This window comes from Tenacibaculum gallaicum (assembly GCF_003387615.1).
Classification (GTDB): domain Bacteria; phylum Bacteroidota; class Bacteroidia; order Flavobacteriales; family Flavobacteriaceae; genus Polaribacter; species Polaribacter gallaicus.
The window spans coordinates 122,477-142,616 of the sequence record NZ_QUNS01000003.1 but is presented as its reverse complement, the minus strand read 5'-3'; the positions used below and the strand labels follow the sequence as shown (position 1 = coordinate 142,616).

The following is a 20,140-nucleotide window of genomic DNA, read 5'->3' as shown; positions in this document are numbered from 1 at the left end:
AAGAAGCCTTTTGGGCTTCTTTTTTATTTTATATTTCTCTTAGTTTTTAAGAAAACATCTTTGCAACTTTCTCAGCTTTTCTACTTTCTGAATAATTGTAAAAACCTTCACCAGATTTAACACCTAATTTACCTGCTGCAACCATATTTACTAATAATGGACATGGAGCATACTTAGGGTTTTTAAATCCATCATACATTACGTTTAAAATAGATAAACAAACATCTAACCCAATAAAATCTGCTAATTGTAATGGTCCCATTGGATGTGCCATTCCTAACTTCATTACAGTGTCAATTTCAGCAACACCAGCAACACCGTTGTATAAAGCTTCAATACTTTCGTTAATCATTGGCATTAAAATACGGTTGGCAACAAAACCGGGGTAATCATTTACTTCAACAGGAACTTTGTTAATTTTCTTAGTTAAATCAACTGTAAAGTCCATTACTTCATCAGAAGTGTTGTAGCCTCTAATAATTTCAACCAATTTCATAATTGGTACAGGGTTCATAAAGTGCATTCCAATTACTTTCCCAGGACGATTCGTAGCTGCAGCAATCTGAGTAATTGAAATAGAAGAAGTATTAGTCGCTAAAATAGTATCCTCAGCACAAGCTTCATCTAAGTCCTTAAAAATCTTTAGTTTTAAATCTATATTTTCAGTAGCTGCCTCAACAACCAAGCTAGTGTTTTGCACACCGTCTTTAATAGAGGTGTGTGTAGTGATGTTGTTTAAGGTATTGTTTTTATCGTCTTCAGTAATTTTTTCTTTTGCTACCATTCTATCTAAGTTTTTAGTAATGGTTGCTAACCCCTTATCTAAAGCAGTTTGCGAAATGTCGATAAGTTGAACATTGTATCCAAATTGAGCAAAAGTATGCGCAATTCCATTTCCCATTGTTCCTGCTCCAATTACGGCGATATTTTTCATGTTGTTGTGTGTTTTAATAGGAGAAATAAACTCCAATTACTTTATTATTTTGTGGGTTATTATTTGAAATTTTTAGTTGTAAACTATCACTTTTTTGAATTGGCTCCCACATCGTAGCCTTATTTCTAAAGTTTGAACTATATGTTTTGTTTCTAAATTTATATTGATAATAAATCTTTTGATGATACCCTCTTCCAGCTGTTCCGTAAACAACTTTTATAGAGTCAATTTTAGCGTTTACTTTTGTGGTTTTACCTAAAAAGAAAGCTATATTCCCGCTATTCCATAAAAAATATAAGCCTCCAAAGAATATTATAAAGTATAATAAAAAACCAAACGCTCGAAGAGAATTCATTTCTAAAAACAGTCTATAATTTGATGTGCTACACGTAAAGCCTCAGTACCTTGACGTAATGAGACAATAGGAGTAGTGTTATTCTTAATAGCATCTGCAAACGAATCTAATTCATCTAAAATAGCGTTGTTGGCAACTACTTCAGGATTATCATAATAAATTTGCTTTTTAACTCCCTCAGCATTCTGCAAAATCATTGCAAATTCATCAGGTTTTTCTGGTACATCTTTCATTCTAACAATTTCCGATTGTTTTTCTAAAAAGTTTACTGAGATATACGCATCTTTTTGAAAAAAACGACTTTTACGCATGTTTTTCATAGAAATTCTACTTGCTGTTAGGTTGGCAACACATCCGTTTTCAAATTCAATACGAGCATTGGCAATATCAGGAGTTTCTGAAATTACGGATACTCCACTTGCATGAACACTCTTTACTTTTGAATCTACTACCGATAAAATAATATCAATATCATGAATCATTAAATCTAAAACAACAGGAACATCTGTTCCTCTAGGGTTAAACTCAGCTAAACGGTGTGTTTCAATAAACATAGGAGAGTCAATCAAGTCTTTTACAGCCATAAAAGCAGGATTAAAACGCTCTACATGCCCAACTTGTCCACGAACATGGTATTGACTAGCTAAGGTTCTTATAGCTTCAGCCTCTAATACTGTATTAGTAATAGGCTTTTCAATAAAAATATGCTTCCCTTTTTCAATGGCTTGCTTAGCACAATCAAAGTGAGAAAGAGTAGGAGTAACAATATCAACTACTTCAACAGCATCAATTAATGCTTCTACTGAATCGAATAATTTATAGCCAAGTTCATCAGCTATTTTTTGTGCATTTTCTGTAAAAGGATCGTAAAATCCTACTAATTCGTATTTTTCTGATTGTTGTAACAAACGCAAATGGATTTTTCCTAAGTGACCTGCGCCTAAAACTCCAGCTTTTAACATAAGTGAAAGATTATTAGTTATTTGATTGGTTTGTTGAAAAAGAATTCATTTCTACAAAAAATCAACGCAAACAAAGATACACTTTTATACAGATTTATTACTACTTTTATCCTGCCGAAATTTTATAATTAGTGAGCCCCATAATGGGTATTTTAAATAAGAAATTATAGGTTTTATAGTAATTTAGCTAGTAATACCTATTGGTAGAGTAATGTAAGAATGAAGGACACAACCAAACATCAAGGACTTAGAAATCAATTAGCAAACGTTTTAGAAGCAAAAGGAATTAATGACGAAAAAGTATTAGAGGCTGTTAGAAAAATTCCAAGACATTTGTTTATGGATAGCAGTTTTGAAGCGCATGCGTATCAAGACAAAGCATTTCCTATTGCTGCAGAACAAACAATTTCTCAGCCATATACAGTGGCTTTTCAATCACAAGTATTAGAAATAAAACCAGGCGAAAAAGTATTAGAGATTGGAACAGGATCTGGTTATCAAACAGCAGTGTTGTTAGAATTGGATGCAGAGGTGTATTCAATAGAAAGACAGCATGAATTGTTTAAAAAAACTTCAATGTTTTTGCCAAAGCTAGGATATAAGCCAAAAAGATTTATTTTTGGAGACGGCTATAAAGGATTACCAGAAGAAGCTCCTTTTGATAAAATTATTGTAACAGCTGGAGCTCCATATGTACCTAAAGCATTATTAGGACAAATTAAAGTAGGAGGTAGGTTGTTAATTCCTGTCGGAGATCAAGAACAAGTGATGACACTTTTTATTAGAAATTCACTTAAAGAATTTGAAAAGCATGAATTAGGTGATTTTAGATTTGTACCCATGTTAAAAAAGAAAAATTAATTATTAAAACTAAATTTTTTTATGAAAAAAGAAAATAAAACAATGTATTATGTTATTACAGGTGCAGCAATCATGTTATCATTGGTAATGGTGTTTGCTTTTGAAAAAGGAGAGTTACTGGGAGAAATTATAGCAAAGTAAAAAGCTAACACATATATAACAAACTCAAATCCTTTTCTGTTTTAGAAAAGGATTTTTTTGTAAGAATTTTAAAATAAAAAATCCGCCTAAAAAAGCGGATTTATTGAATTTGAATAAAGAAACATCAACTTATTCAGCAATAGCTACTTCAGTTGCATCTGCAACCACTATTTCTTGTTGTTGATGTTGTTTTTGTTTGTTTTGATTAGTTTTTGCTAAACCGCATGGGCTAGTACTTCCGCAAGAAGAAAAACCTAATAAACTAACAGTACAAATTGCAATAAATACTACTTTTTTCATCATTTTCAGTTTTATTAAAAATCAAATATACATATTTCTGATTAAGTCACCAGAATTTTCCTTCTTTTCAATAACGTTAAACTCCACCATTTTATTTTGTATGTCTGTAATTAAATTTTCGGAAATAGCTTCACCATCGTTCCATTCGGTAATAGATAGCCATTCTTGAATATCCTCTATTTGTTGTTCATATCTGTTGGCAAGAATTTCATCAATATTACCAAAGTCTTTAAAATCTTGTGTACAATTATTAATAATGTTGTGCACTTTTTTTACTTCTTCAAAATGATTTTCTAATATTTCATCACGAACAGCAATAACAAAACAAGGCCATGGGGTAGGGCAGTTACCAACTCTTCTAAAAGTACCATTATCAACAAATGGTTTAGTGGTAAAGTGTTCCCACATAAAATAATCAGCTTCTCCGTTAGTTAAAGCATCAATTCCTCCTTGTAAGTCACCAACCACTTTAAATTGTAATTTGTTAATGTCCCAACCATTGTTATGAGCATTTACAATTGCCATAAGTTGAGAGCCAGAACCAAAACGGCTAATGGCTACTGTAGCGTTCTCTAAATCATCAATTGTTTTAAATTTAGAATTGGCAGCTACATGGATTCCCCAAACAAGCGGGCTTTTTACAAAGGTCTGTGTAATTTTTGATGGATTTCCGTTAATAATATCCTTTATAATTCCTTCGGTAAGTACTAAGGCAATATCAACTTCACCCGAACGTAAAGCTTTAGACATGGCTCCTGTACCTCCAGGGTAATCTTTCCAACGTAGGTTTATTCCTTCTTTGGTGTATTCTTTATTTTTTAAAGTGATGTACCATGGATAATTAAAGTGTTCTGGAACACCACCTATTTTTAATTTCAGCATTTATTCAACTAATTTCTCAAGAGTGTATACAATCAAATCATTTACTACTTTATATGGATCTACACTAAACGTTCCGTTTGCTCTATTAGCAATAATAGCGTTCATTGAAGCAGCATTGTGTCCTAGTAATTTAGCTAATCCGTAAATAGCAGAAGTTTCCATTTCTAGGTTGGTAATTCGATTGTTGTTGTAGTTAAAACTATCTATTTTTTTATTTAAATCGGGGTCTTGTAAAGGCAAGCGCAAAACACGTCCTTGAGGTCCGTAAAATCCACCAGCAGTAGCAGTAATTCCTTTGTATATCTTATCAGATAATAATTTGTCTTCTAAAGATTTTCCGTTAGCTATAATTAATGGATATGATTTTTTTGTACTCCAATTAGTGTGTTTTATAAAAGCTTCCTCAATATCAGGATGTGAAATTTCATCTACTTGATAAGATTGTAACATCCCATTTAAATCCAATGCGTGAGAGCTTAATAAAAAGCTGTCAACAGGAATGTCTGCATGCAAAGAACCCGAAGTTCCAATTCTGGTAATGTTTAATTGTGTATACTTTTCTTTAGCTTGACGTGTGTTTAAGTCGATATTAACTAATGCGTCTAACTCGTTTAAAACAATATCAATATTATCAGGACCTATTCCCGTAGAAATTACAGAAATCCTTTTTCCTTTATAGGTACCAGTAGTGGTTTTAAACTCTCTTTTTTGGGTACTAAACTCTATAGTATCAAAGTACTTGGTAACTTTATCAACACGATATTGGTCTCCAACAAAAATGATATTGGTAGCAATGTGTTCAGGTCTTAAGTTCAAGTGGTAAATACTACCATCTGGATTTAAGATGAGTTCAGAATGTTGTATACTCATTTACGATGTAATTTTTAACAGCTTATCAGTAGAGTTTACATAGAGATAGCTGTATTTTTTTGCGCCACCAAGATACGAAAAATCAGAACGAATTTTTGCATAATAGTTAGTTTGGTTTTGCAACACTTTTTTACCTGTTTTACTAAGTTTTACAGGATCAAATGAGGTAAATAACTTTTTAAGACTTTCAAGTTTGTTAATGTATTGAATATCACCAAATCCGTAGTTTTCTTGATAAGTTAAAAGGTTAGTTAAAAGTTCATCTTGGTTAGCAAATGTATGTTCGTTAGCTACTTTTAAAATATTATTTTCAATATGATTTAATCCATTTTCAATAGAAGGAAAACGAAGTAAATGTGCTTTTATAGCACTTTCGAGATATACAAATGGTGATTCTGGATTAAATTTATGTGCATTTTCAAGAGGTAATGGACTATCAGAACAATATAGTTGCCAAATGTAGTCAGCATACTCAATATCGTTTTGAGATAGTTCTATTTTATTATTAAAATGTTCTATTAATTGGGGGGCAGATAATTCACCTAAACCATATAGTTTTTTAGAGTTATCTATTTTACCACTTGTAACTAAAGATATTTTGTGGTTTTTACGGTATCTTTTTAGCCAGCTTATTACTGCTAACATATTTACTTGACAAAATAAATCGTATTCAAACCATAAAACAATTTCGTCTTGTTGTTTTTGGTTACAAAGGTTGCGGTATTCTTTAAGGGTATAATCTATAAATTTCTTCTTGGTAACTTTATAGGTAGTTTTTAAAAAGTCAAAGCGGGTTTTCCAAAAGTCTTCACTACCTACGTCTACTGATGTTTTTCCTTCACATAACATTTCGCGCCACGTAATAATATCACCTTCAATGTTTAATTTTTGAAGTCTTTGAGTTGTGACGTCTCCATTAGTTATGTGTAATAAAGAATGTTTCATGATTTGAGGGAATTGGTTGATTTCTTTATATAAAATAAACGGTTTATTTTATACGTTATTATTTATTGGTTGATATTTAATACTTTACAAAAGATGTAAATATAAAAAAATGTCGAAGAATAAAATTCTCGACATTTTTACTTATCCACCAACGCGTTTTACGTTAAATCCTTTATCTTTTAAAAGTTGCATTATAGTATCTCTATAATCTCCTTGAATAATAATAGTATCATCTTTAAAACTACCACCAACACTCAGTTTAGTTTTAATTTCTTTAGCTAGTTTTTTAAAATCTTGAGTAGCTCCGTTATATCCATCTATAATGGTAACTGGCTTCCCTTTTCGTTTTTCATACTTGCAAAGAATAGGTTCTTCTTGTAGCCAAATATCAGGTTTCTTTTCTGTAGGTTTTTCTTCAAACTGATGCTCTGGAAATAAATTTTTTAATTGATCTTGTAAATCCATTAGATTTATTTTTTCAATCCTAACTCGCGTAAACGTTCATCTAAAAACTCACCAGCAGTTATATCTTCAAACTGTTTAGGGTTGTTTTCATTAATACAGTTATCTAAAACATCTAGTTTCATATCAGAAACAGGATGCATAAAAAACGGAATTGAATAACGTGATGTTCCCCATAATTCTTTGGGAGGGTTGGTTACACGGTGAATTGTTGATTTTAATTTATTATTACTATGGCGTGATAACATATCACCAACATTAATCATTAATTCATCTTCTTCAGCTATGGCATCAATCCATTCTCCTTTATGGTTTTGTACTTGTAGCCCTTTTCCTTGAGCTCCCATTAACAAAGTAATTAAGTTAATGTCACCATGTGCAGCAGCTCTTACGGCTCCTTTAGGTTCGGTAGTGATAGGAGGGTAGTGAATTGGACGTAAAATACTATTTCCGTTTTTAATGTAATTATCAAAATAAGTTTCTTCTAACCCTAAGTGTAATGCTAACGAGCGTAAAACGTATTTTGCAGTTTTTTCTAACATTTGGTAAGCTTCTTTACCAACTTTGTTAAAGCTAGGAAGTTCTTCAACTTCTACATTTTCAGGATATTCTTTTGCGTATTTTGAGTCAGCATCAACATACTGACCAAAATGCCAAAACTCTTTTAAGTCTCCTTCTTTTTTCCCTTTAGCACTTTCTTTACCAAATGAAACATATCCTCTTTGACCTCCAATACCTGGAATTTCATATTTTTCTTTTACATCTGTAGGTAAATCAAAAAAATTTTTGATTTCAGCATATAAGTTGCCTACTAGTTCATCGTCTAAAAAGTGCCCTTTTAATGCTACAAATCCTATATTCTCATAAGCGTCACCAATTTCATTGATGAATTTTTGCTTTCTTTCAGTATCGTCCGATAAAAAATCTGCTAAGTTTACGCTTGGAATTTTATTCATTGTTAATAAGTTTTATTATTCAGGCAGTAAAGTTAGTGAAATCAAGCGTATGCTGATAGTTTATTTATTAACAAAAGGGATTAAGTACGATATTGTATAATTAAATCCGAAGCCTGTACTACTTTCAAAAACACGATTAAAACCAGGTGTATAAAGAGTTTTAAAGCCTTTTTGGTCGTCAACACTTAACATGATTTTATACGAAAAACTAAAACCTATAAACAGGTTTTTAAAAGTTTCGGATTTTATACCTAGTTGAAATTCAGTCCAATGAGCGGTAAGTCCACTATCAGATATAGGTGTTGTTACAGGGGTTGAAGGAAAGTAAGGAGGGATGTTTTCAGTACCTGAAGATACATTAGGTTGATAGCTGTTTAACGTGTGATCAAAGATGGCAAAACCATAACGCATACCCACAAAAATTTCGTTATTCATGTCTAACCAATTTTCGTAAGCATTATAATTTGCTCCAAGTCTAATATAACTTCCTTTAGAGGTTGAAGAAGAAAAATCTTCATAGGTAGTTTCATCTTCAAATCCTAATTCTGTAGCGATATACCATTTATTAGAAATACGATAGTCACCAACGAGTTCTAAACCACTATAGCTTTTATCAATTAAAGAAAGACCAGGTTTGCTAATATCTAACCCAAGGCGTAAACCATATCCTGTTTTATAAGTAATGGTATCTTTTTTTTCTTTGGTTTTTTCTTTTTTAGTTGTATTTACTTGTGAGTATCCGTTCACAAATACACATACGAAACATAAACTAATGAAATACTTGTACATGAGCGCTTATTTGATTATCGATTAAAGGAATTTCTGTAGTTGATAAGCTATCTATCCAGCCTGTATGGTTTAGAGTTGTATTTTCAAAAATAATTCTGAAACCACATGAACGAGATATATACTCCTCTTCAGGGTTGTATTCAATAGTAAGTGTAGCAACTTGATTATTTACGATATTACCATCTACATCATTCATTTTTAAGGTGTACACTGTTTTTTGAGATAAACTGTTTAAAGGAATAGCAATACTATCATTAGTCATATTTGTAAAAAGACTATCGGTTTTACCTTCGGCAATGATCGAAAGACGTTCAAAATTTTTTAATTCATTGTTTTCATCTTTATCATAAAAACGAAGCACTAAGTTAGGTGTTACAGGGTTTTGTGTACAGAAATCATCTTTTTCACAAGCTATTAAACCTGCTATAAGTATGAATAGAGCAATGTATTTTTTCATATAATTGTTTATCTGTTTAGTTGTTTATGCGTTAAGTTGAGATTTTCTTAATGCGTTTAACATATTGGTTATCTTTTCTAGCTTTTTCTGACTAAAATATAATCTTTTTCAGAAATATAGTTTAGTTCTCTTGAGATTATGAGTTGATTTAACACTTCCATTGCTGAACTATAAGAAATAGTAATAAAACGTGCTTTTATCTTTATTACTTTTTCGTACTGTACCTTCTGCTAAGTTAGAGGCTATTGAAACTGTAGCTCTTCTAAGTTGTGAGGTTAATCCGAAATTTTCATTTATGGGAAAGCTATCAGTTAAACTATATATATATTTAGTTAGTGAGATACTTTCTCTCCAAACTTCTAATTTTTCAAAAGAATAAATTTTCATAGTAAATAAACCTTTAAACAATTAAACGAATCAACTCAACCATATTACTTCTCAAACAAAACCACCGTTTCTATATGTGATGTATGTGGAAATTGATCTACTAAACTAATCTTTTTTAATTGATATCCGCTGTTCATCAATTCCTCCGTGTCACGAGCTTGTGTTGCTGGGTTACAAGATACATAAACCATTCTGTCAGCATTTAAGTTTATAATCTTTTTAAGCGTCTTTGGTGCAATCCCCGCACGAGCTGGATCTAAAATAATAGTCCTAATTTTATTTTTATACTGCGGGTGTTCGTTTAAAAACTTTCCTACATCAGCAGCGTAAAATTGTAATCCTTCAATATTGTTTCGTTCTGCATTTTTCTTAGCATCTTCAACAGCAGAAGCTACAATATCTACACCAACAATTTTAGTGTTATTTGACTTTGAAGCGATAATTTGACCAATAGTTCCCGTTCCACAGAATAGATCCATTACTACAGTATTATCTATAGCTTCTTTGTTTTCTAACGCATAATCAACTACTTTGGTATATAGTTTTTCGGCAGATTTAGGATTGGTTTGAAAAAAGCTTTTCATACTAATTTCAAAATTTAAGCCTAATAATTCTTCAACAATTTTATCTTTTCCATATACTAATTTAATGCTTCCTGAAGTTGCGATAGTTCTATCACCAGTTTCATCATTAATAGTATGTAGTATACCAGCCACTCTATCACCAAATAATTCTACTAAATAATTAGCGAATTTTTCTAAATCGAATTTAGGTAAATCGTGAGAAGTGGTTACTAAGTTGAATAATAACTCATCGGTTTTGTATGATTTACGTACTACAAAATATCTAAAAAAACCTTCTTTTTTAGGACCATGCCAAGGCGCTAATCCTGTCTTAACACAATACTCTCTAATATTTGTGATGTTATCTTCAACATGCTTGTCAAATAAACCAGAGTCTTTTTCAAGATTATCACCCATCCACCAAACACCACGACGTTTAAAACCTAAGGTAAATTCATCTACATCGGTTTTGTTTTCACGATCGTAACCAATAGCAGAAAATCCATATTCCATTTTATTTCGGTAATGGAATACGTTTGGAGAAGCGATAAACTCATCAAATAAATCTTCAATGTTTTCAACTTTACCAATGCGTTTAAATAAAGATAAAGTACTTTCTTGTTTGTATTTGTGTTGTAATTCAATAGGTAATTGAATGTAAGGCGCTCCAGGGATGTCTTGATAAGGAACAGTTATTTCGTCATCAGAATGTTTTAAAACATCAATTAACTTACACTCGGCATATTTCTTTTTTGATTTATCTACACGTGCTTTTACCAATTGCCCCGGTAATGTGTTAGGAACAAAAACAACAAAAACACCTTCTTCTGAACGTATTCTTCCAATTCCTTTTCCACCGAAGGCATAATCTTCAATTAAAATTTCAATGATTTGTCCTCTCTTTACAAACTTATTTCGCTCTCTTCTTGGCATTCTATACTATGATTTATGGTGTGCAAAATTAGGAAAAGATATGGTTTGAAGATAAAAAAAAGACTACTCATTTAGAGTAGTCTTTAATCTTTGTTGTGAAGGCTTTTTTATTTACCTGCTTCTTTTTTAGCTTCTTTTATCATTTGTTGGTTTGCAACAATAGCAAACTCAACACGTCTGTTTTTACTTCTTCCTTCAGCAGTGTCGTTTGTAGCTATAGGGTCTTTAACACCAAGTCCTTTAGTTTCAAAACGACTGTTGTTTACTCCTTTACTAGCTAAGTAGCTTCTTACAGAGTTAGCTCTTTTTTCTGAAAGAGTTTGGTTGTATTCAACTCTACCAGTACTATCTGTATAACCATAAATTACAATATTAGTATCTCCATAATCTTTAAAAACAGGCACTAATTTATTTAAGTTAGCTTTAGCAGTAGGTGTTAAAGTAGCTTTGTTAGTAGCAAATCGAACAGCATTTTCGCCTAAAGTAAGTTTAATACCTTCACCAACTCTTTCAACTTCTGCTCCAGGTAACGCTTCTTCAATCTCACGAGCTTGTTTGTCCATTTTGTTACCAATTACACCACCAGCAACACCACCAACAACACCACCTAAAATAGCTCCAAGTTCTGAGTTTTTTCCGCTTCCTACATTGTTACCAATAACGGCTCCAATAACAGCTCCAGCAGCGGTACCAATAGCAGCACCTTTTTGAGTATTATTAGCATTTTGTATAGATTTACAAGAAGTAAAAATAGTTCCTGCTAAAAATAAAATTGATAAACTATAAATGATTGATTTTTTCATAATGTTTTTATTAGTTATTGTCTTTGAAATGAATAGGTAATGTTTTTTACTTGACCAGCAACGTTTACTTTGTCAATTAAATCGAAGCTAGTTTCTGTAACATTATTTATATTTAAGATATATCCGTGGTTTACTTCTTTTGCTTTATGGTTATTAATAATCTTTAAAACAAAATTACCATCTTTATTAACATACCAAGTAATTGGCGAGCTAAAGTTTTTACAATCTGTACTTGGATTGTTTAAGCTCATTTGCCCTTTGTTATTGTTTGAAATAAAGCTCCAATCACTACCAATAAAGCAGCTAGAATCTTCTAAATTAAAAGAATTTACTTTTAGATAGTTAGAACCTGGGAAATTTACAGCAGTAATGGTCCAGTTACCTTTTAGCATTCGTTCAGTTTTGTTGTCAAGTTTAGTGTTAGTTACAGATGTAGATTTACACCCGATTACGACTATTGAAAGCAGTAATAAAAATAAGATTTTTTTCATAAAATGATATTTAGTTAATTTCTTTAAAGATAGAAAAAACTGATTAACTATGGTTTTATTGTAAACCATATAAAAAGTTAAGTAGTTTATATTTTAGACCCTCTAAAACCTAAGAAAGTCACCTAAATTTAATATTTTTGTAGTTAGGGATGATTTCTTTCCCACGCTGAATTTTCGAAACTTCTTTTTCGAAAGGATAAAGGTAGATAAGGAATGGTTATTTTATAAATTTTTAAAAATTAAGAAAAATGGCTGTTTTAGACCAATTAACTTCGCAACAAGCGATTGACTTAGAAAACAAATACGGAGCACATAACTACCATCCATTACCAGTAGTATTGAGTAAAGGAGAAGGAGTATATGTATGGGATGTTGAAGGAAAAAAATATTATGATTTTTTATCGGCTTATTCTGCAGTAAATCAAGGGCATTGTCACCCAAAAATTGTTGGTGCAATGGTAAATCAAGCGCAAACATTAACACTAACATCGCGTGCTTTTTATAACGATATGTTAGGAAAGTATGAAAAGTTTGCAACTGAATACTTTGGTTTTGATAAATTATTACCAATGAATACGGGTGCTGAAGCTGTAGAAACTGCTTTAAAAATTTGTAGAAAATGGGCGTATGAAGTAAAAGGAATTGATGAAAACGAAGCACAAATTATTGTTTGTAAGAATAACTTCCATGGAAGAACAACTACAATTATTTCTTTTTCAAACGATCCTGTAGCTCGTAAGAATTTTGGACCGTTTACTGATGGTTTTATCAAAATTGAGTATGATAATTTACAGGTTTTAGAAGAGGCGTTAGAAAACAACGATAATATTGCTGGTTTCATGGCTGAACCTATTCAAGGAGAAGCTGGAGTATATGTACCTTCTGAGGGATATTTAGCAGCGGCTAAAGCGTTATGTAAAAAGCATAATGTATTATTTATAGCTGATGAAGTACAAACAGGTATTGCACGTACAGGTAAGTTATTAGCGGTAAACCATGAAGATGTTCAACCAGATATTTTAATTTTAGGTAAGGCTTTAAGTGGAGGAGCATATCCAGTATCTGCAGTATTAGCAAATGATAGCATTATGAATGTTATTAGACCTGGTAATCACGGTTCTACTTTTGGAGGAAACCCTGTTGCGGCAGCGGTAGCTATGGCAGCTTTAGAGGTAGTTAGAGATGAAAAGTTAGCTGAAAATGCTGAGCGTTTAGGTAAAATTTTTAGAGAAGAATTGGCTGAGTTTGCTAAAGAAAATGAGTTAGTAAGATTAGTACGTGGTAAGGGGTTATTAAACGCTGTTGTAATTAATGATACTGAAGATAGTTCAACCGCTTGGGATATTTGTATGAAATTACGTGACAACGGATTGTTAGCAAAACCAACTCATGGAAACATTATCCGCTTTGCACCACCGTTAGTAATGAACGAAGAGCAATTAAAAGACTGTATTACTATTATTAAGAAAACAATTACTGAGTTTAAAAAATAAGTTTACAGATACTTTATACATAGAAATACCCCAAATTGTGTCTAACTTTTGGGGTACTTTAAATCCTTCGCTTTTGTTTTTTATATAGAGTGTTTACTTAATTCTATTTAAATCATTGTTGTTTGAAATGATAAAATAGTAATACATTTGTTGTTAAAATAAAGTTCATGTATTCTAAACTACCTCAAAAAAGATATAAACACACACTTGAGTTTTTACAAAAACATCTTCCAGCTCCAGCTACGATACTAGATTTAGGAGTTCGTAATCCTTTTTCTGAAATAATGGAAGAAAATGGGTACACAGTTTATAATACTAATGGAGAAGACTTAGATTTATTACCACAAATAGTAAAAGATTACAAAGTAGATGCAGTAACAGCTTTTGAAATTTTTGAACATTTATTAGCACCATTTAATGTGTTAAAAGAAATTGAGGCAACAAAAATAATAACAACTATACCATTAAAATTATGGTTTACGAGTGCTTATAGAAGTAAAACAGATATGTGGGATAGACATTATCATGAGTTTGAAGATTGGCAGTATGATTGGTTATTAGAAAAATCAGGCTGGACTATTATTGATACGAAAAAATGGACTAGCCCAATTAATAAGTTTGGAATTAGACCTATTTTGAGAAAATACACTCCTAGGTATTATGCTGTATACGCTGAAAAAGACTGTGTGAAATGAAAATAGGAATGATTTTAGATAAAACATTTCCTCCTGACCCAAGAGTACAAAATGAAGCTATAGAGTTAATAAAAGCAGGTCATGAGGTTTTTTTGTTTTGTTTAGCCTATACTAATGAGCCTTCAGAAGAGTTTATAGATGAGATAAAGGTAAGGAGATATAAATCTAATAAGTTAGAGTATAAATTATCGGCTTTAACTTATACTATACCGTTATATTCTATTCTAATGAAAATGAAGATAGCTCATTTTCTTAATAAATATGCTATAGAAGCTATTCATATACATGATATAGTTGTTGCAGAAGCAGTTCTGTTAGCTAATAAAAAAAAACAATTACCTTTTATATTAGATTTGCATGAGAATAGACCTGAGATAATGAAATTTTATCCTCACTTAAAAAAGTTTCCACAAAATATTTTAATATCAACTACCAAATGGAAGGAGAAAGAAGAGGTGCTTATAAAAAAAGCTAGTAAAGTAATAGTTGTTACTGAGGAAGCAAAAAAAGAAATATTAGGAAGAGTTAAAATAGAAGCAAAAAAAATTTTTATAGTTCCTAATACTGTTAGAAAATCTTTTTTTGAATCATTAAATGAATTTAAAGAATACACAGTAAAAAATAATTTTAATTTATTATACATAGGAGATACAGGTGAAAGGAGAGGGTTAGCAACAGTAATAAAAAGTTTACCTATTTTAAAAAAGGATATAAAAAATATCAAATTAATAATAGTAGGAAGCGTTAATGAAGACTTAAAAATATTAACAGAAGATTTAAACGTAGAGCATTATGTAAGTTTTGAAGGATGGCAAAATGAAACAACATTTCCCAATTATATAAAAAGCAGTGATGTTTGTTTATCTCCACTACATAGAAACATACATCATGATACTACACATGCAAATAAGTTATTTCAATACATGAGCTTTGGTAAACCTTTATTAGTTAGTAATGCTACAGCTCAAAAAAATATAATTGAAAAAGTAGGAGGAGGGTTAGTACATGAAGAAAGAAATGTAACTGATTTTACAAGTAAAGTTTTAACTCTATACAGAGAAGAAAAATTAAGAGAAAGACTGGGAAAGAATGGTGAAACTTTTGTTAGAAATGAGTTTACTTGGGATAAGACCTCAAAAGAGTTGATAAACTTATACAATAGTTTATAATTTGAAAGTATTAATAATTACATATTATTGGGTGCCTGCTGGAGGTTCTGGTATACAACGATGGTTAAAGTTTGTAAAGTACTTGAGAGATTTTAATATTGAACCAGTAGTTTTCACTGTTGACGAGGCTACATACCCAATTATAGATGAATCACTAAGAAAAGATGTTCCAAACGGAATAGAGGTAATTAAAAATTCAATATGGGAGCCTAATAATCTATTATCTGCTTTTAAGAAAAATGAAACTAAAACAAGTGCAGGATTTTTAGATCCTAATCCAAGTTTTATAGGAAGGATAATGCAGTATATTCGTGCTAATTATTTCATTCCTGATGCACGTAAGTTTTGGATAAAATCTTCGGTTAAAAAACTAAAGAACTATTTAAAAGAAAATGCTATTGATGTAGTTGTAACCACAGGGCCTCCTCATAGCTTACATTTAATAGGACTAGAATTAAAAAAAGAATTAGGAGTAAAATGGATTGCTGATTTTAGAGATCCTTGGACTGATATTGACTATTTTCATCAACTACCTTTAACTGAAAAGTCTAAAGCTAAACATCATCAGCTAGAGCAAGAAGTACTAAGGTATGCTGATGTAAGTTTGGTGGTAGGGGAAACAATGAAAAAGAAGTATCAAAAGTTTTCAAACGATATTCACGTTATAACTAACGGATTTGATTCTGAAGAGAAGAATAAAGCGAATGTTATTCTTGATGAAAAATTTTCAATAACGCATATAGGTTTGATGAATGCTGATAGAAACCCAAAAGTTTTATGGAGAGCGTTGTCAGAATTATGTATAGAAGATAAAGAGTTTACAGAAGACTTAGAAATTAAACTGATAGGAAAAATAGCAGAAGAAGTTGAAAAAGCTTTGGAAGTATACGAGTTTAAAAATATAACAAAAATTACTTATGTTCCACACAGAGAAGTACAACAGTACCAAAAAGCTTCACAAGTTTTGTTATTAGCTGTAAATAAAGTGCCAAGTGCTAAAGGAATTATTACAGGTAAAATATTTGAATATTTACAAGCAAAACGTCCTATCTTAGCTGTAGGTCCAGAAGATGGTGATTTAGCAGAAATACTTGCTAAAACTAACTCAGGAGCTATTGTTGATTTTGATGATGTAGTAAAAATGAAAAAAGAAATTAAACTTCTTTATAATCAATATAAGAAAGGAGCTTTAGAAGTTAATTCTGAAAACATAGAGCAGTACCATCGAAAAAAACTAACAGAAAAATTATCTATCATATTAAAACAAGTCGTTAATTCTTGAAAAAAGTAGTAACTATATTAGGTGCACGCCCACAATTTGTAAAAGGAGCTGTGTTAAGTAGAGTGATTCAAAAACACAATAAAGTAGAAGAAATAATAGTGCATACAGGGCAACATTTTGATGCTAATATGAGCGCTGTTTTTTTTAAAGAAATGCAAATACCCAAACCTAAGTATAATTTAAATATTAACGGGTTAAGCCATGGGGCAATGACGGGACAAATGCTAGAGAAAATTGAAGAAATTTTACTAGTAGAAAAGCCAGATGTGGTTGTTGTTTACGGAGACACAAATTCGACGATGGCAGGTGCTTTGGCGGCCAAAAAACTTCATATAAAAGTAGTACATGTTGAAGCTGGGTTACGTTCGTTCAATATGCAAATGCCGGAAGAAATAAACCGTATCTTAACGGATAGAATAGCAGACCTATTAAGTTGCCCAACAGAAATAGCAGTCTCAAATTTAAAAAATGAAGGATTTGATAGTTTTGACATATTAATAGAAAAGCACGGTGATATAATGAAAGATGCTGTGGAGTTTTATAGTAAGGTGTCAGAAAAACAGTCAACTATTATAAAAGATTTAGGTTTGGCAAAAAATGATTTTATATTAGTAACAATTCATCGTCAAGAAAACACTGATAATAAAGAGCAATTAACTAATATTTTTGATGCTCTTGAAAAAATTAATGCTTCAAAAAAAGTAGTACTACCATTACATCCAAGAACAAAGAAAATGCTAGAAAAGTACAAGTTAAAGCCCAATATAACTTTTATAGAACCTGTAGGTTACTTTTCTATGTTAGAACTGTTAAAAAACTGCGCTCTTGTTGTAACTGATAGTGGAGGATTGCAAAAAGAAGCTTTCTTTAATAAGAAATTTTGTGTAATAGCAAGAGAAGAAACGGAATGGAAAGAATTAGTAGATAACGGATATGCTGCTATAACAGGAGCTAATTCAGAAAAAATAGTTAATTATTTTCAACAGTTTTTAGCTACATCAAAAGACTTTAAAGAGCCACTGTATGGAGATAATGTGGGAGAAAAAATATATCAATCAATATTAAAATTAATAAAAGAATAAATTGGGAATTGTATTTAAACAATCGTTCAGAAACACTCTAATAATCTATTTAGGGTTTTTAATTGGAGGTATTAACACCTTGGTGTTATACACACGATTCTTAGGAGATGAGTATTATGGACTAGCAACCTATGTTTTTTCGGCTTCAAACTTAATTATGCCTATAACAGCCTTTGGAGTTCACTTTACAATTATCAAGTTTTTTTCTGGATATACTTCAAAAGTAGAGAAAGATAAATTTTTAAGCTCTATAATCTTTTTACCATTATTTATAGCGATTCCAATAGGGTATTTTTGGAGTTTCTTTCATAATTGGATTATGAGTTATGTGGTAGAAAATGGAAGTGGAGACAACCTAATAATTGAAGATTATACTATTTATATTTATATAATAGCTGTAGCTTGTGCTTATTTTGAAGTGTTTTATTCATGGGCAAGAGTACAAATGCAATCGGTTTTTGGGAATGTTTTAAAAGAGCTATATAATAGAGTAGCTGTAATGGTTTTACTTTTGGCTGTGTATTTTCATTTGATAACTAAGGAAGAGTTTCTAATATATATGTCGGTAGCATATATATTTAGAGTGTTGTTAATGATGATATATGCGTTTCGTTTATATACACCAAAATTTGCATTCAGTTTACCAGGTAATTTTAAAGAAGTTTTACGATACACTTTTTATATCATTTTAGCAGGTAGCGCAGGAGCAATAATTTTAGATATTGATAAAGTAATGATACCAGGCAAAGAAGGCTTTGCTACTGCGGCGTATTATACTGTAGCAGTATTTATCGGGTCATTTATAGAAGCACCAAGTAGAGCTATGGGACAAATTTTGCAACCGCTTACCTCTAAAGCGATCAATGAAAATAACCCAAAAGAAACAGAAAGTTTATATAAAAAGAGCTCTATTAACTTATTATTGATTGGAGGATTGTTTTTTGTATTAGTGAATTGTAATGTAGAAGAGTTATTCAGGTTGATGCCTAATGAAAATTATGGAGCAGGAGGAGTATTAGTAGTATTACTGATTTCCTCTGCAAAATTATTTTTAATGCTATTAGGAAGCAATGGAGCTATTATTAGTAATTCTAAGTTTTATCGCATTACCTTACCAGTAGGTCTAGGAATGGCTTTTTCGGTATATTTTTTAAATATTTATTTTTTTAATGATTTAGAAATGGGAACAAAAGGGTTAGCACTGGCAACACTTATCACAGTTTTAGTATTTAATACATTTAAACTATGGTTTGTAAAAGAAAAATTTAATATGACACCCTTTACTAATAAAACACTTTTAATGATTGTCGTCATTTTAATTATGTTTTTAGGGTTTTATTTTTGGAATTTTTCAATACCTAAGTTTTATCTTTTTGACTTTCCAATTCACCCAATAGTAAACATTATTTTAAAAAGTATATTAATTATAGCGATTTATGTTTTTGCCGTAGTAAAATTATCTATTTCTGAACAGATAAATAATTTAGCCAAAAGATATATAAAATAAAAAGACCTGCACACAAAGGGAACAAGTCTTTTCTTAATAATAAGGGAAATGAAACATTAAAAAGGGGAAATGTTTCGGCAGCAAATATATGTATAAAATAAGTAAACAGTCTCCTAATATGTTAAAAAATTATAGGTTATTTAATTTCTTCTTGATTCTACTAAGCTGTACAGGAGAGATATTTAGATAAGAAGCAATATGTCGCTGTGTAATTAAATTATCTACATTAGGTATTTTTTCTTTTAAGGCTAGGTACCTTTCTGTTGAAGTAAGTGTAGAAATATTTAAGAGTAAGTTTTCGGCTTTTAAATAGGCTCTTTCTAATGTCTTTATATAGAACAAACTAAACTCTTTATGTTTTAACGTAAGTTCTATAAGTTTATTAAAGTCTCCTTTATAACCTGTTACTTTTGTCAAAGCTTGATAATTAACATCAGATGGTATTTTCTGCATCATAGCAGAACTAGAACCAGATATGTCTCCAGAAATAAAAAAAGCTCTAGTTGTTTCACCCCCTTTTTCATTTAATAAATAAGATCGCATAATTCCTGTTTTGATTATAAAAAAATCATTAGGATATTCATCTTTTTTTGTGAAAACTTCATTGGGTTCTAGCTCTATAAAAGTAACTATACCTTCAAAAATAGAAATTAAGTGATCAGGTAAATCAATAAAGAGGTGAACAAAGTTTTTTATATCATCATTCATAATTAACAAGTTATATGATAATAGTGAGGGTAATTTACTAAGTTAATAAAAAAACTTAAACTATATGAAGTAAAAAACAGACCTAACTTTAAGGGGAAATTAGGTCTGAAATA

General features: G+C 30.8%; 24 protein-coding genes. 7 read left to right on the top strand and 17 right to left on the bottom strand.

Annotation, left to right across the window (positions count from 1 at the left end):
- Window positions 1-46: 46 nt before the first annotated feature.
- Genes C7448_RS07585 through C7448_RS07575 form a run of 3 tightly spaced genes read right to left on the bottom strand, consistent with a single transcriptional unit; the run spans window position 47 to window position 2,251 of the window.
- Window positions 47-934, bottom strand: coding sequence for a 3-hydroxybutyryl-CoA dehydrogenase (locus C7448_RS07585; protein WP_115900768.1), 888 nt, complete (start codon window positions 932-934; stop codon window positions 47-49).
- A 13-nt stretch (window positions 935-947) separates the two neighbouring features.
- Window positions 948-1,289 (bottom strand): hypothetical protein, encoded by a 342-nt coding sequence (locus tag C7448_RS07580; protein WP_115900767.1) that lies wholly within the window; start codon window positions 1,287-1,289, stop codon window positions 948-950.
- A 2-nt stretch (window positions 1,290-1,291) separates the two neighbouring features.
- Window positions 1,292-2,251: a Gfo/Idh/MocA family protein gene (locus C7448_RS07575; protein ID WP_115900766.1), complete on the bottom strand. Its 960-nt coding sequence runs from the start codon at window positions 2,249-2,251 to the stop codon at window positions 1,292-1,294.
- A 219-nt stretch (window positions 2,252-2,470) separates the two neighbouring features.
- Here C7448_RS07575 and C7448_RS07570 point away from each other — a divergent pair, with 219 nt between their 5' ends.
- The gene (locus C7448_RS07570) at window positions 2,471-3,112 is read left to right on the top strand and encodes a protein-L-isoaspartate(D-aspartate) O-methyltransferase (protein WP_115900765.1); all 642 of its coding nucleotides are present in this window, start codon (window positions 2,471-2,473) and stop codon (window positions 3,110-3,112) included.
- Between the two features lie 270 nt (window positions 3,113-3,382).
- Here the strand turns inward: C7448_RS07570 and C7448_RS15805 are convergent, their stop codons facing one another.
- The 13 genes from C7448_RS15805 to C7448_RS07515 form a co-directional block, all read right to left on the bottom strand.
- Window positions 3,383-3,553, bottom strand: coding sequence for a hypothetical protein (locus C7448_RS15805; protein WP_170141643.1), 171 nt, complete (start codon window positions 3,551-3,553; stop codon window positions 3,383-3,385).
- A 21-nt stretch (window positions 3,554-3,574) separates the two neighbouring features.
- The gene (locus C7448_RS07565; RefSeq protein WP_115900764.1) at window positions 3,575-4,435 is read right to left on the bottom strand and encodes a substrate-binding domain-containing protein; all 861 of its coding nucleotides are present in this window, start codon (window positions 4,433-4,435) and stop codon (window positions 3,575-3,577) included.
- The gene (locus tag C7448_RS07560; protein ID WP_115900763.1) at window positions 4,436-5,305 is read right to left on the bottom strand and encodes a nucleoside phosphorylase; all 870 of its coding nucleotides are present in this window, start codon (window positions 5,303-5,305) and stop codon (window positions 4,436-4,438) included.
- Window positions 5,306-6,250, bottom strand: a complete 945-nt coding sequence (locus C7448_RS07555; RefSeq protein ID WP_115900762.1) for a DUF1835 domain-containing protein — start codon at window positions 6,248-6,250, stop codon at window positions 5,306-5,308.
- A gap of 141 nt (window positions 6,251-6,391) precedes the next feature.
- Window positions 6,392-6,715 (bottom strand): translation initiation factor, encoded by a 324-nt coding sequence (locus C7448_RS07550; protein WP_115900761.1) that lies wholly within the window; start codon window positions 6,713-6,715, stop codon window positions 6,392-6,394.
- Window positions 6,716-6,720: 5 nt separating this feature from the next.
- Entirely contained in the window at window positions 6,721-7,668 is a 948-nt protein-coding gene (locus tag C7448_RS07545) for an isopenicillin N synthase family dioxygenase (protein WP_115900760.1), read from the bottom strand.
- A gap of 60 nt (window positions 7,669-7,728) precedes the next feature.
- Entirely contained in the window at window positions 7,729-8,457 is a 729-nt protein-coding gene (locus tag C7448_RS07540; protein ID WP_115900759.1) for a DUF6048 family protein, read from the bottom strand.
- Complete coding sequence (locus C7448_RS07535) at window positions 8,438-8,914, bottom strand: DUF6452 family protein (protein ID WP_115900758.1); 477 nt, start codon at window positions 8,912-8,914, stop codon at window positions 8,438-8,440. The genes C7448_RS07540 and C7448_RS07535 overlap by 20 nt, the downstream gene beginning before the upstream one ends.
- Window positions 8,915-8,991: 77 nt before the next feature.
- Window positions 8,992-9,075: a hypothetical protein gene (locus tag C7448_RS16125; RefSeq protein ID WP_317124709.1), complete on the bottom strand. Its 84-nt coding sequence runs from the start codon at window positions 9,073-9,075 to the stop codon at window positions 8,992-8,994.
- 7 nt (window positions 9,076-9,082) lie between these two features.
- Window positions 9,083-9,301, bottom strand: a complete 219-nt coding sequence (locus C7448_RS16120) for a four helix bundle protein (protein ID WP_317124707.1) — start codon at window positions 9,299-9,301, stop codon at window positions 9,083-9,085.
- Between the two features lie 44 nt (window positions 9,302-9,345).
- Complete coding sequence (gene rlmD / locus C7448_RS07525; protein WP_115900757.1) at window positions 9,346-10,797, bottom strand: 23S rRNA (uracil(1939)-C(5))-methyltransferase RlmD; 1,452 nt, start codon at window positions 10,795-10,797, stop codon at window positions 9,346-9,348.
- Window positions 10,798-10,904: 107 nt separating this feature from the next.
- Entirely contained in the window at window positions 10,905-11,600 is a 696-nt protein-coding gene (locus tag C7448_RS07520; protein ID WP_115900756.1) for an OmpA family protein, read from the bottom strand.
- A 14-nt stretch (window positions 11,601-11,614) separates the two neighbouring features.
- Entirely contained in the window at window positions 11,615-12,091 is a 477-nt protein-coding gene (locus C7448_RS07515) for a lipocalin family protein (RefSeq protein ID WP_115900979.1), read from the bottom strand.
- Between the two features lie 248 nt (window positions 12,092-12,339).
- On the opposite strand from C7448_RS07515, the gene rocD reads away from it, so the two are divergent.
- The 6 genes from rocD to C7448_RS07485 all read left to right on the top strand — a co-directional run bounded on the left by rocD (window position 12,340) and on the right by C7448_RS07485 (window position 19,319).
- Window positions 12,340-13,584, top strand: coding sequence for an ornithine--oxo-acid transaminase (rocD, locus tag C7448_RS07510; RefSeq protein WP_115900755.1), 1,245 nt, complete (start codon window positions 12,340-12,342; stop codon window positions 13,582-13,584).
- Between the two features lie 167 nt (window positions 13,585-13,751).
- The gene (locus C7448_RS07505) at window positions 13,752-14,279 is read left to right on the top strand and encodes a methyltransferase domain-containing protein (RefSeq protein ID WP_115900754.1); all 528 of its coding nucleotides are present in this window, start codon (window positions 13,752-13,754) and stop codon (window positions 14,277-14,279) included.
- Entirely contained in the window at window positions 14,276-15,448 is a 1,173-nt protein-coding gene (locus C7448_RS07500; RefSeq protein ID WP_115900753.1) for a glycosyltransferase family 4 protein, read from the top strand. The genes C7448_RS07505 and C7448_RS07500 overlap by 4 nt, the downstream gene beginning before the upstream one ends.
- 1 nt (window position 15,449) lies before the next feature.
- Window positions 15,450-16,730 (top strand): glycosyltransferase family 4 protein, encoded by a 1,281-nt coding sequence (locus tag C7448_RS07495; RefSeq protein ID WP_245939449.1) that lies wholly within the window; start codon window positions 15,450-15,452, stop codon window positions 16,728-16,730.
- Window positions 16,727-17,812, top strand: a complete 1,086-nt coding sequence (gene wecB / locus C7448_RS07490) for a non-hydrolyzing UDP-N-acetylglucosamine 2-epimerase (protein WP_115900751.1) — start codon at window positions 16,727-16,729, stop codon at window positions 17,810-17,812. Before C7448_RS07495 ends, wecB begins: the two co-directional genes overlap by 4 nt.
- Window position 17,813: 1 nt before the next feature.
- The gene (locus tag C7448_RS07485; protein WP_115900750.1) at window positions 17,814-19,319 is read left to right on the top strand and encodes a lipopolysaccharide biosynthesis protein; all 1,506 of its coding nucleotides are present in this window, start codon (window positions 17,814-17,816) and stop codon (window positions 19,317-19,319) included.
- Between the two features lie 129 nt (window positions 19,320-19,448).
- Here C7448_RS07485 and C7448_RS07480 read toward each other — a convergent pair whose 3' ends face one another.
- Window positions 19,449-20,027, bottom strand: a complete 579-nt coding sequence (locus C7448_RS07480; RefSeq protein WP_115900749.1) for a Crp/Fnr family transcriptional regulator — start codon at window positions 20,025-20,027, stop codon at window positions 19,449-19,451.
- Window positions 20,028-20,140 lie beyond the last annotated feature (113 nt).